Origin of the sequence: Acidovorax sp. CF316 (assembly GCF_000276605.1) — a bacterium.
Classification (GTDB): Bacteria; Pseudomonadota; Gammaproteobacteria; order Burkholderiales; family Burkholderiaceae_C; genus Acidovorax.
The window spans coordinates 15,923-27,587 of sequence record NZ_AKJX01000178.1 but is presented as its reverse complement, the minus strand read 5'-3'; the positions used below and the strand labels follow the sequence as shown (position 1 = coordinate 27,587).

9 protein-coding genes are annotated in these 11,665 nt (G+C 65.6%); 5 read left to right on the top strand and 4 right to left on the bottom strand.

All coding sequences use genetic code 11. The features are described 5' to 3' along the window. Window positions 1-66 precede the first annotated feature (66 nt). A complete protein-coding gene (locus PMI14_RS22560) occupies window positions 67-1,770 on the top strand; it encodes a tannase/feruloyl esterase family alpha/beta hydrolase (RefSeq protein ID WP_007857724.1) in 1,704 nt (567 codons plus the stop codon). 3 nt (window positions 1,771-1,773) lie between these two features. On the opposite strand, the gene PMI14_RS22555 is transcribed toward PMI14_RS22560, so the two are convergent. Next, window positions 1,774-3,771 (bottom strand): GAF domain-containing protein, encoded by a 1,998-nt coding sequence (locus PMI14_RS22555; protein WP_007857722.1) that lies wholly within the window; start codon window positions 3,769-3,771, stop codon window positions 1,774-1,776. 185 nt (window positions 3,772-3,956) lie between these two features. Here PMI14_RS22555 and PMI14_RS22550 point away from each other — a divergent pair, with 185 nt between their 5' ends. The 4 genes from PMI14_RS22550 to PMI14_RS22535 all read left to right on the top strand — a co-directional run bounded on the left by PMI14_RS22550 (window position 3,957) and on the right by PMI14_RS22535 (window position 7,343). After that, complete coding sequence (locus PMI14_RS22550) at window positions 3,957-4,931, top strand: SDR family NAD(P)-dependent oxidoreductase (RefSeq protein WP_007857721.1); 975 nt, start codon at window positions 3,957-3,959, stop codon at window positions 4,929-4,931. Window positions 4,932-4,945: 14 nt separating this feature from the next. Then, window positions 4,946-6,133, top strand: a complete 1,188-nt coding sequence (gene bktB / locus PMI14_RS22545; protein ID WP_007857720.1) for a beta-ketothiolase BktB — start codon at window positions 4,946-4,948, stop codon at window positions 6,131-6,133. Between the two features lie 20 nt (window positions 6,134-6,153). Then, window positions 6,154-6,993 (top strand): enoyl-CoA hydratase/isomerase family protein, encoded by an 840-nt coding sequence (locus PMI14_RS22540; RefSeq protein WP_007857719.1) that lies wholly within the window; start codon window positions 6,154-6,156, stop codon window positions 6,991-6,993. Between the two features lie 74 nt (window positions 6,994-7,067). Continuing rightward, window positions 7,068-7,343: a hypothetical protein gene (locus tag PMI14_RS22535; RefSeq protein ID WP_007857718.1), complete on the top strand. Its 276-nt coding sequence runs from the start codon at window positions 7,068-7,070 to the stop codon at window positions 7,341-7,343. A gap of 16 nt (window positions 7,344-7,359) precedes the next feature. On the opposite strand, the gene PMI14_RS34360 is transcribed toward PMI14_RS22535, so the two are convergent. From PMI14_RS34360 to PMI14_RS22525, 3 genes are all read right to left on the bottom strand, one after another. Continuing rightward, the gene (locus tag PMI14_RS34360) at window positions 7,360-7,818 is read right to left on the bottom strand and encodes a helix-turn-helix transcriptional regulator (RefSeq protein WP_007857717.1); all 459 of its coding nucleotides are present in this window, start codon (window positions 7,816-7,818) and stop codon (window positions 7,360-7,362) included. A gap of 120 nt (window positions 7,819-7,938) precedes the next feature. Next, window positions 7,939-8,307: an HU family DNA-binding protein gene (locus PMI14_RS22530; RefSeq protein WP_158279169.1), complete on the bottom strand. Its 369-nt coding sequence runs from the start codon at window positions 8,305-8,307 to the stop codon at window positions 7,939-7,941. Between the two features lie 258 nt (window positions 8,308-8,565). Further along, entirely contained in the window at window positions 8,566-11,664 is a 3,099-nt protein-coding gene (locus PMI14_RS22525; RefSeq protein ID WP_007857715.1) for an error-prone DNA polymerase, read from the bottom strand. Window position 11,665: the final 1 nt, after the last annotated feature.

The following is an 11,665-nucleotide window of genomic DNA, read 5'->3' as shown; positions in this document are numbered from 1 at the left end:
CGTCCGTTTCGCGGACGTTCAGAGCCTTGGTGCATCGCCGGGGCCATTACAAGCAAAAGGAGACCTATGACAAGCACTCTTGGAGAACGGGCCGTGCGCGCGGCCATGGCGATCGCGGCGGGCGGTTCGCTCGTTGCCTGTGGCGGCGTATCGCTGGAGCCTGCGGCGTCCGCGCCGGTGGCCTGCGAGAAATTGCAGGGGCTGGCCATCCTGGCCGCGTCCATCGGGCTGCCGACCACCGGTGCCACGGTGACCTCGGCCAAGCTGGTGGAGGCCAGCGGCAGCGGCGCCACTGCCGTGCCCGCCTACTGCGAAGTGGCGGGCAGGATTGCGCCGGTGGACACCACGGCCCCCAACATCCTGTTCCAGGTCGGCCTGCCAGTGAACTGGAACCAGAAGGCCATGATGTTCGGCGGCGGCGGCTTCAACGGCAGCGTCCCCAGCGTGAAGAACAACGTGCCGGCCGGGCCCACCGACCAGCCCACGCCGCTGGGCCGGGGCTATGCCACCTTCGCCAGCGATTCCGGGCACCAGTCCGGCCCGCTGACCACGCGCGATGGTCTGTTCGCCATGAACGACGAAGCGCTGCGCAACTACGGCGGCGATGCCCTGAAGAAGACGCGCGACACCGCGGTGGCGATCATCCAGGCGCACTATGGCAAGCTGCCCGCGACCTCGTACTTTGCCGGCGGTTCCAACGGCGGGCGCGAGACGCTGACCGCCATCCAGCGCTGGCCGGCCGACTGGGACGGCGCCATTGCCTGGTACCCGGCGTGGAACGACGTGGCGGCGCTGCTGGCCGGCCAGGTCATGGGGCGCGCGCTGGCACAGCCCGGGGCCTACCCCAACCCGGCCAAGCGGCTCGCGCTGTTCGACGCGGCGCTGGAGGCCTGCGATGCGCTGGACGGCGTGGCCGATGGGGTGATCAGCCACCAGAATGCGTGCAACGCGCGCTTCGATCCGTCCACCGCGATGCTGCGCGGCGCGCCGCTGCGCTGCCCCGGCGGTGCGGATACGGGTGACACCTGCCTGTCGGATGCGCAGATCACCGCGCTCAAGATGATCAACAGCCCGTTCAGCTTCAAGGCGCCCCTGCTCAACGGCGACACCGACCACCCGGGCTTCAACGTCTGGGGGGCCGACACCGGCATCACCGCTTGGAACAAGCCGACCCAGGCCTACGTGAGCCTGGTGAACTTCAATACCTCGCAGCCGGCCTTCCCCATGCCGGTCACGGCGCCGTTCATGGCCATCCTGGGCGACCAGTGGGTGCGCTACTTCGTGGCGCGCGACCAGAACCTCAACTCCCTCGAGTTCGATCCGGAAAACATGGGCCCATGGACGGGCCGCGTACAGGAAGTCAGCCGGCTGCTGGATGCCAAAACGGACATCTCGGCCTTCCAGGCCCGCGGCGGCAAGCTGCTGATCGCCCATGGCCTGGCCGATACGGTCGTCAGCTCGCGCCCCACGCAAGAATACTACCGGCGCCTGCAGGCCCAGCTCGGCGCGTCGAAGGTGGACGGGTTCGTGCGCTACTACGAGGTGCCCGGCTACGGCCACGCTTCGAGCCAGGTGTTCAACGCGGCGTGGGACTCGCTGACGGCACTGGATGCCTGGCGCGTCGACGGCAAGATCCCCGTGGCCCAGGTGGTCGCGGACATCACCGGGGTACCGGGCCGCACGCGCCCGATGTGCGAGTACCCGACCTGGCCCCGCTACAAGGGCCGTGGCGATGCCAACCTGGCCGCTTCGTTCGAATGCGTGCCGTAGGCCCTATGCGGATGGCGGTGGCGCGCCCCTGAGCCGTGCGAGGCGCAGGGCCAGGTGGATGTCTGCCACACGGCCGTCCGCCTCCCACGGGCCGAGCAGGGCGCCTATGGCTTCCAGCCGGTTGTGCAGGGTGTTGGCGTGGATCTGCAGCGCCGCTGCCGTGGCCCGGGCATTCTGCTGGTGGTCCAGGTAGGCGTGCAGGGTGTCGGTGAGTTGGGCGTTGCGCCTGGCGTCGTGCTTGAGCAGCCGGCCGATGACGGCATCGATGGTCGCATCCAGCGCCTCGGCAGACTGGTGCTGGAACAGCACCGCATACATGCGCAGCGAGGCCTCGTGCACCACGCAGTCCGTCCGGCGCAGCGCGTGCAGCAGGCCCAGGGCCCGCTGCAGGTGGCCGTAGGCCTGGGCCAGCCCGGGCAGCGAGGTGTGCGGACCCGCGATGCAGGCCACGCCGGGCAGCGAGAGTTCGTCGAACAGCAGCGTGCGCAGCGCGTCCTCGAAGCCTGCGGCGTCGGCATGGTTGGCAAGCACCACCACCTGCCCGGCGATCTCGGTCGCGACCTGCAACGCGCCGCGCTGCCGGCCTGCCAGCTTTCGCACCGCGTAGCCTGCCTTGCCTGGCTCCACCTGGAGCAGGGCCAGCATGGTCGGCTGCGTGATGTCGACACCATGCCGCGCGATGCGCGCCGCCAAGCCGCTGTCCCCGTGCTGGCTGGGCTCCACCAGGGCGCGCACCGTGAGGTTGAGGTCCTGGTCGAGCGAGGCGGAACTCTTGTCCGTCGACAGTTGCAGCACCGCCGTGGCCATGGCGCTGCGCTCCAGGATGCGCAGCGCCTGCCCGGTCATGGGCGCGCGGGTCTGTACCACCAGGGCGCCGAACAGCTCGTCCTTGCTGATCACGGCCGCCACCTGGCAGTGCAGGTCCGTGCCCGGGACGGTGGCCGCCGTGGCCCGACCCGTCACCCGGCTCTGGCCCACGGCCGACTGGATGCCCGAGTCCATGCCCGAGAATCCCTGGTAGGTGCCGATGACCTCGGGCGCCTCGTAACCGGGAGGGGCGGCGGCGCACACCTCGATGCCTGCCGCATTGAGGTACATGACCTGTCCACCCAGGATGGTGGCGACGGCGTGGATCAGGTCCTTCAGCGAGGCGCCCTTGGCCAGCAGCCGGGTCAGTTGCTCGTGCGCGTCGGCCGCGTACTCCAGCGAGGCGGTCTGCTCCTTCAGCCGTGCGTTGGCCTGCTCGGCCTTGAGCAGGGCCTGGCGCGTGAGATCGTAGGCGCGCGCATTGCGCACCGCCACCGAGGCGTGCGCGGCCAGCGTAGCCAGCACCGAGATCTCGCGCTGCAGGTAGCTGCGTGCATAGCGGTCTCCCACGATCAGGATGCCCACCACCTCTGCACCCGACAGCAGTGGCGCCGCCACCAGCGACTGCAGGCCCTCTCGCCGGATCATCAGGTCCGTGCCCGGGCTGTGCTCGAAATGCACGTCGGCCATGTAGTCGCTGGTGGCGAAGGGGCTGCGGCTCTGGAGCACGTGGCCGGCGACGCCCGTGGTGGTGTGGGTGCTGGTCTTGAGCGTCTCGTTGGAGAACACGCCGCTCACCGCCTGCACGCGCAGGCTTCCATCTTCCGGGTCCAGGCCGGCCAGCCAGGCCAGGTCGCTGCCCAGCAGCTTGCGCCCGCGTTCCACGATCTCGAACAGCACCTGGTCCAGCTCCCTGAGCTCGGTGAGCGCCTGTGCGCTTTCGAACACCCCGCGCAGGCTGGCTTCGTTCTGGCGGTGCTGCTCCAGCCTTTGGCCGATGGCCAGTGCGCGGTGTGCCGCTCCGAGCAGTGTCGCGCGGTCGGGGTGGCCGTCGGGCAGCCGCTCGATCTCTTGCAGCAGCGCGGCCAGTGCTGCGGGTGCGCCGTCTCCCTGTTCCAGCAGTTGCAGGATTTCGCCATGGATTGCGGCGGTGCTGGCGAATGCGGGCGGAGGGTCGAGGGCAGGGTGTTGCACGGGCGTGGGCCTGGAAAAGGTGGTCAAGGGTAATGGCGCAAGCCTCTGCGCGCCATTGTGAGAACTACCCAGTGTCGGGTGCCTTGCTTGTGAAAAACACACATTGTTGGCTGTGGGCCGGGTGCCTACAGTCGCTGCTGTCGCGCCCCAGGGCCCCCTCTGCCAACCACTCTCCATCGACGACCATGTCTGCAACGTTTGAAAAGTCCGGCCCTGCCGGCAACCCCTTGTTGTCCACCCTGCGCCTGGATGGGCAGGTCGCCATCGTGACCGGCGCCGGCCGGGGCCTGGGGCGTTCCCATGCCATCGAACTCGCGCAGCGCGGCGCCAAGGTCGTCGTCAACGACCTGGGCGTGGCGCGCGACGGCTCGGCTGCCTCGTCCGCCGAAGCGGACGCGGTCGTGCGGGAGATCATCTCCATGGGCGGCGAGGCCGTGGCCAATGCCGCCTCGGTCACCGACGCGGCCGAAGTGCAGCGCATGGTCGACGCCACCCTGGCGCGCTGGGGCCGCATCGACATCCTGGTCAACAACGCCGGCTTCCTGCGCGACAAGAGCTTTTCCAAGATGAGCCTGGAGGACTTCGCCGCCATCGTCGACGTGCACCTCATGGGCGCCGTGCGCTGCACCAAGGCCGTGTGGGACACCATGAAGGCCCAGAACTATGGCCGCATCGTGATGACGACCTCGTCCTCGGGCCTCTTCGGCAACTTCGGCCAGGCCAACTACAGCGCCGCCAAGATGGGGCTGGTGGGGCTCATGCAGACCCTGGCCATGGAAGGCGCCAAGTACGGCGTGCACGTCAACTGCCTGGCCCCCTCGGCCGCAACGCGCATGACCGACGAACTGTTCGCGCAGGAAGAGCTGGACCTGCTCACGCCCGCCAGTGTCACGCCGGGGCTGGTGTACCTGGTCTCGGGCAGTGCGCCCAACAAGACCATTCTGTGCGCGGGTGCCGGCGCCTTTGCCTGCTCCAACGTCACCATGACCGAAGGCATCTTTGCGGGCGACGGCCCGCTGGCGCCCGAGCTGATCGCGCTGAACGCGCCGGCCCTGGTCGAGCGGCGCGGCGAGATCGTTCCTGCCACCGGGTTCGACCAGTCCAAGCGCGAGCTGCTCAAGGCCCGCGCTGCCCGCGAGCCGGCGGCTGCACAGGCATGAGCGGGAGCACCCCCATGGGCACCCAGGAGGTCTTTGTCGTCTCCGCCGTGCGCACGGCAATCGGTTCCTTCGGTGGCAGCCTGCGCGACGTGGCACCCAGCGCATTGGCTGCCAGCGTTACGGCAGAGGCGCTGCGCCGCAGCGGTGCGGCGGCCGATGCCGTGGGCCATGTCGTCTTCGGGCAGGTGATCCCCACCGAGCCCAGCGACGCCTACCTGGCCCGCATCGCCACGCTGCAGGCCGGCCTGCCGTTCGGGGTGCCGGCGCTCACGCTCAACCGCCTGTGCGGTTCGGGCCTGCAGGCGGTGTTGAGCGCGGCCCAGGCCGTGATGTTGGGCGATGCCGACATCGCCGTGGGCGGTGGCGCCGAAAGCATGAGCCGCGCGCCCTTTCTCTCGCCCTCCACGCGCTGGGGCCAGCGCATGGGCGACGTGGCCCTGCAGGACACGCTGACCGGAGCGCTGACCGACCCGTTCAACCGCATCCTCATGGGCGTCACCGCCGAGAACGTGGCCGAGCGCCACGACGTCTCGCGCAGCGAGCAGGACGAGCTGGCCGCCCAGAGCCACGCGCGTGCCAGCGCTGCCATTGCGGCGGGGCGCTTCCAGGACCAGATCCTGCTCATCGAGACTCGGGCCAAGGGCAAGACCGTGGTGTTCGCGCAGGACGAACATGTGCGCCCCGGCACCGATGCCGGCGAACTGGCCGGCCTGCGGCCCCTGTTCAAGAAAGAGGGCGGCACGGTCACCGCAGGCAATGCCTCCGGCATCAACGACGGCGCCGCCGCCGTGGTGCTGGCCAGTGGCGACGCGGTGCAGCGCCACGGCCTGCAGCCCCTGGCACGGCTGGTTTCCTATGCCCATGCGGGGGTAGACCCGGCCTACATGGGCATCGGCCCCGTGCCCGCGACGCGACTGGCACTGCAGCGCGCGAGCCTGTCCGTGGCGGACCTGGGGGTGATCGAGTCCAACGAGGCCTTTGCCGCGCAGGCCTGCGCCGTGAGCAAGATGCTGGGCTTCGATCCCGAGAAGGTCAACCCGAACGGCAGCGGTATCTCACTGGGCCACCCGGTCGGGGCCACCGGGGCGATCATCACCGTGAAGCTGGTCTATGAGATGCAGCGCGTGGGCGCCCGCTACGGCCTGGCCACCATGTGCATCGGCGGCGGGCAGGGCATAGCCGCCATCTTCGAACGCGTATAGCGCGGGCCAGGAGACGACTCATGACGGAACGCCTGATCGGCAGGGAGCGCAAGGACGGGGAGGAGTGGCTCACGCTCGACCACCCTGCGAGCATGAATGCGCTGTCCCTGCCCATGCTGGAGCAACTGGCCGAGGCAGTTGAAGACCTGCACAGGGACAGCGGTGCCGTGCGCTGCGTGGTCATCACCGGCGCGGGCCGCAAGGCCTTCTGCGCCGGGGGCGACCTGCGCGGCTTCCAGGCCGATCTGGCCGAGCCCACGACCGACCGCCTCTTGGCCCGGCTGCGCTATGCCCAGCAGGTTTTCGACCGCATCGAGGATCTGCCCATGCCGGTCATCGGCGCCGTCAATGGCGTGGCCGTGGCCGGCGGGCTGGAGCTGCTGTTGTGCTGCGACCTGGTCATTGCCGCGGAGTCCGCACGCATTGGCGACGGGCATGCGCGCTACGGCATCATTCCCGCGGGGGGCTCATCGGCCCGCCTGCCGCGCAAGATCGCCGCGAACCGGGCCAACTACCTGTTGCTCAGCGCCGAGCTGTTGCCGGCCCGTACCCTGGAGCAATGGGGCCTTGTCAACCAAGTGGTGGCAGACGATGAGCTGACCGGCGCGGTGCAAAGCTTGGCACGCATGCTGGCTCGGCACAGTCCCCTGGGTCTTCAAACAATTAAGCAACTGCTGCGCCGCGGCCTGCAGTCCGGTCCCCGCGCAGCAGCGCGCGCCGAGATCGGCGCGTTTGCAAGCTATGCGCGCAGCGCGGACCTGGCCGAGGGGCTGGATGCATTTGCTCAAAAGCGTGAGCCTGTGTTTAGAGATCCGCGCAGAAGTAGCACTGGCGATGGTGAAGTTGCAGCTGACGAGTGAGCCTGACACCTAAGAGAGAATGAATTCTCAAGTTTTGAAGATGCATAGCCGGCGCTCCTGACCAGGAAAGTCGTATGTCAGCTGGATCTGAGTATCTGGTCCGACCAGTGAAAGAATTGCATGAGACAAGCTGCGTGCGCAACCATTCATTCATCGAGTTTGCAGGGCTCATGAATGAGTACATCACAGCCTGCCGCGCCGCGAACACCAAGGGCATTGATTTCACGCAGTGCAATGTGCACAACGGGCAGATCCTGCCGCTTCATCCTGTGATGTCGGACTACATCAATGAGAAGTTGGAGTGCATCTTCTTTGGGGCGAAGGTGCTGGAGGCTGGCGAAGCAGCCTGAGCTTGCCGCAGCGGTGCTAAGCTGCTACTGGGTGTTCGGCGAGGAGGGCAAGGGCTTTGCGTTTACCCAAACCGAGCACCTCGTGGATTCGTTCCAGTTGCGCCGCACGTGGATGGGCCTTCCCGGATTCCCATTTGTACGCAGATAGTGAAGATGCCTGCAAGAGCTTGGCCATGTCCTTCTGCGAGATGCCCAACTCGGCTCTTTTGGTGGCCAGGGCCTCGGGCTTGAATACCCATTTTCTGCCGCCTTTGCGTGCAGGTGCTTCTTCACTGGCTGGGCTTTTCTCCTGAACCTTGACAGTGCGTTGCGTCGCTTTGAGCTGAGACGTCAGTGCTTTCACTTCACGCTTCAAAGCGGCGATCTCCGAGCGATGGGAAGTCAGCGCCTTGCGCATGCTCTGCAGTTCTGGCTTCAGCTCTTTACGAGCCATGCGGACAACTTCCGCGCGGAATGCATTCGAGAAAGTATTCATGGGCGCATTGTGTATGAATATGCTGCGACATTTGGAAAGCGGCACCAGAAATGAAAAACCGCCGAAGGCCTCAAGCCTTGGCGGTTGATTGGTTGTATCGGCACAAGGCCTCAAGCGCAGTTACTTTGCAGCCTTGTCAGCCTTGTCAGCCTTGTCGGCCTTGCGCTTTGCCGCTTTAGGATCTACAGCGGCCTTGAACTTGGCGCCCGCCACAAACTTTGGTACGGTGGATGCTGGGATCTTCAACGCGGCCCCAGTCGATGGATTCTTGCCGGTGCGTGCTGCACGTTTGGCAGACTTGAAGGTGCCGAAGCCTACCAATTGGACAGCGTCACCTTTCTTGACTGCCGTCTGAATGGTGTCGATGAGAGTTTCGAGGACTGCACCAGCGGCGGCTTTGGACAGGTCGTGCTTGGAAGCAATAACTTCGATGAGATCAGCGCGGTTCATAGGCTTTCGAGAATGAGTTGAAACGCAGTTATAGCGCATTTGCCAAGCTCGAAGGTTGCTAGCTGACTTGGGTGGCGTCAGCCCCCTCGTCTCGAAAATTCCCTGGTTCCAAGCTTTAGTTTTCCAAAGCACCCGTTAAAAGCTAGCGCAGCGTGTTGGTCCAACGCGCCCTTCTCTGCCGGAGGCAGCGACGCTCGAAGCATTGCTGGAGAAAAAATTGGCAAAGCTATAACTACAGGAACGCTGGTGTCCTGCAAAGCGCAAGTTGCATGGTGACGGTGATGGCGAAATTTCAGTCTACTTGAAATCCCGACTCTCCAACCGCCCCAGCCTCCCCAGCCATGGCGTCAGATCGACCAGCCGATCCGCGATCAGATTGGTCACCTGCCCCCGCCGCTGCCAAACCCCTTTGACCGCCAGCACCCGGGACTCCAGCAGCACCTGCCGCTGCTCATCTCTTACCGATGACCACACGATCACCTGCACGGTCCCAAACTCGTCTTCCAAAGATACGAAGATCGTGCCTTTGGCCGTGGACGGCTGCTGCCGCAGGGTCACGATGCCAGCTGTGCGGATCACCCTGCCGTCCGGGATATGGCGCAGATCGCGCGACGACAGCAGCTTCTTGGCCGCCATCCGTGGCCGTAGTAGCGCCAACGGATGCCGACGCAGGGTGAGTCCGGTGGATGCGTAGTCCCACACGATCTCCTCGCCCTCCGGGGCGTCCTGTAGCTCCAGATACTCCTCGTTGATCGGTGCGTCCTGCAGCAGCTCCGGCGTCGAGTGCAGGCCTGCAGCGTCCCACACTTGCTGGCGGCGGTGGCCCGACAGGCTGAGCAACGCATCTGCTGCAGCCAACAGCTTCATCTCGTGCTGTTCCAATCCTGCCCGCATGGCCAAGTCTTCCGCACTGTCGAACGGCCCGTTTTCACGGGCCTCGACGATCTTCGTGGCCGAAGTGGCGTGCAGGCCTGCAACCATGTGCAGTCCAAGCCGCACCGCAGGGATTGTGGGCAAGTCCTCCAGTGTTGATTCGACGGCGCTGTGCATCACGTCGATCCTTCGCACTTCCACGCGGTGTCGCTTGGCATCCTGCACAAGCTGGCTTGGCGTGTAAAAGCCCATCGGCTGCGAGTTGAGCAGTGCCGTGAGAAAGGCTGCTGGCTCGTGCCGCTTGAGCCAGCAGCTGGCATAGACCAGCAACGCAAAGCTGGCCGCATGGCTTTCCGGAAAGCCGTACCCGCTGAAGCCCTTGATCTGCTGGTAGATCGACTGGGCAAAGGGTTCGTCATATCCCCGCGCCCTCATGCCCTCGATGAGCTTGGTCTGGTACTTCTCCAGCCCGCCGCGCTTCTTCCACGCCGCCATGGCGCGGCGAAGGTCATCGGCCTCGCCTGCAGTGAAGCCGGCGGCGACCATCGCCACCTGCATGACCTGCTCCTGGAACAGCGTCACACCCAGCGTGCGGCTGAGCACCTGCTTCAAATCCTCGCTCGGATAGATCACAGGTTCCAGGCCTTGTCGGCGGTTGAGGTATGGGTGCACCATACCGCCCTGGATCGGGCCGGGCCGCACGATCGACACGGAGATCACGAGGTCGTAGAAGCACCGTGGTTTGAGCCTCGGCAGCATCGACATCTGCGCGCGGCTCTCCACCTGGAAAACGCCCACCGTGTCCGCGCGAGAAATCATTTTGTACGTTTCGCGGTCCTCCACTGGAATGTCCTGCATCCCGAAGTCGTACCCCTTGCGCCGGCCCACCAGGGTCAGGGCTTTGCGGATGGCCGTGAGCATGCCCAGGGCTAGAACATCGACCTTGAGCAAACCGACTGCATCCAGGTCGTCCTTGTCCCATTCGATGACCGTGCGGTCTTCCATGCTCGCGTTCTGGATCGGAACCATGCGGCTGAGCAGACCCCGCGTGAGCACAAAACCACCGGGGTGCTGTGACAGATGCCGCGGAAAGCCAATCAGCTGGCTTGCCAGCAAGATGAGCTGCTTCACTGCCAGGTCGTTCTCGGACAACTCTAGTTCCTCGAAGCGCTCAAGCCGCACACCTTCGCCGTCCCACCACTGGTGCCCTTTGGCCAGGGCATCCACGGTTTCAAGGCTGAAGCCAAGTGCCTTGCCGACATCGCGTATCGCTGACTTGGGTCCGTACGTCACCGCAATCGCTGCCAATGCAGCGCGGTCCCTTCCGTATTTTGTGTACAGGTACTGGATCACTTCTTCGCGGCGCTGGTGCTCGAAGTCGATATCGATGTCCGGCGGCTCGTTGCGCTCCCTGCTGATGAAGCGTTCGAACAGCGTCGACATGCGATCTGGGTCCACCTCGGTCACGCCCAGGCAATAGCAGACCACGCTGTTCGCAGCGGACCCACGGCCCTGGCAGAGGATGTGCTGGGAGCGCGCGAAGCTGACGATGTCGAACACAGTGAGGAAGTAGTGCTCGTAGTGCAGGTCGCAGATCAGCTCCAGCTCATGCTCTATCTGCGCCTGCACCTTCGCGGTGATGCCGTGCGGCCAGCGGCGGCCGGCGCCTTCGTAGGTGGCCTGCCGCAGGTAGCTGGCAGGGGTGTGGCCCTCTGGAACGACTTCGTCCGGGTACTGGTATCTCAGCTCGTCGAGACTGAAGGTGCATCGCTCAGCCACGCGAATCGTTTCAGCCAGCAATTCATCGGGGTAGGTCTGTGCCAAGCGCAGGCGGCTGCGCAGATGTCGCTCGGCACTGCGCTGCAGCTCGTAGCCGCACTCGGTCAGGGGCCGACCTACCCTGGTGGCGGTCATCACGTCCTGTAGTGGTTTGCGGCTGCGCCGGTGCATGTGCACATCGCCCATGGCCACCAGCGGTATGGCAGTCAGCGCAGACAACTCCCGCATGCGGTGCAGCCACAGCTCGTCATCGATGCGGCGGTTCAGGTCCACGCCAATCCAGGTTCGCCCGATGAAGTGCGTCAAGGTCCAGCGCCCCAGTTCCTCCAGCTGCTCGTCCGTCCCTGTCCGGTCGGGCGTCACCATCACCAGGCAGTCGGCCAGCGCATCGCCTTCGATGGTTGACCGTTCGAGAAGGTAAGTGCCTTTCTCGGCGGTGCGCCGCAGCCGCGTGATGAACTGGCAGAGGTTCCCATAGCCGTCGAGGTTCTGCGCAAGCACCACCATCGTGAAAGGCAGGGCGGCCTGCACCCTGAACTGCGAGCCCACCAGCAACTGCAGTCCCTCCTTCTTGGCGGCGACATGCGCGCGCACGACACCGGCCAGCGTGCATTCGTCGGTGATGGCAATGGCGCTGTAGCCCAGTTCCTTGGCGCGCTCGACCAGCTCGTCAGGCCAGCTGGCCCCGACAAGGAACGTGAAATTGGAGACGCAGCGCAGCTCTGCGTAAAAGGGAAGCGCCATG

Coding starts and splice junctions, on each gene's coding strand:
- PMI14_RS22560 (WP_007857724.1), top strand. CDS start 67: ATGACAAGCACTCTTGGAGAACGGGCCGTGCGCGCGGCCATGGCGATC.
- PMI14_RS22550 (WP_007857721.1), top strand. CDS start 3,957: ATGTCTGCAACGTTTGAAAAGTCCGGCCCTGCCGGCAACCCCTTGTTG.
- PMI14_RS34360 (WP_007857717.1), bottom strand. CDS start 7,818: ATGAATACTTTCTCGAATGCATTCCGCGCGGAAGTTGTCCGCATGGCT.
- PMI14_RS22540 (WP_007857719.1), top strand. CDS start 6,154: ATGACGGAACGCCTGATCGGCAGGGAGCGCAAGGACGGGGAGGAGTGG.
- PMI14_RS22525 (WP_007857715.1), bottom strand. CDS start 11,664: ATGGCGCTTCCCTTTTACGCAGAGCTGCGCTGCGTCTCCAATTTCACG.
- PMI14_RS22535 (WP_007857718.1), top strand. CDS start 7,068: ATGTCAGCTGGATCTGAGTATCTGGTCCGACCAGTGAAAGAATTGCAT.
- PMI14_RS22530 (WP_158279169.1), bottom strand. CDS start 8,307: ATGCGCTATAACTGCGTTTCAACTCATTCTCGAAAGCCTATGAACCGC.
- bktB (WP_007857720.1), top strand. CDS start 4,946: ATGGGCACCCAGGAGGTCTTTGTCGTCTCCGCCGTGCGCACGGCAATC.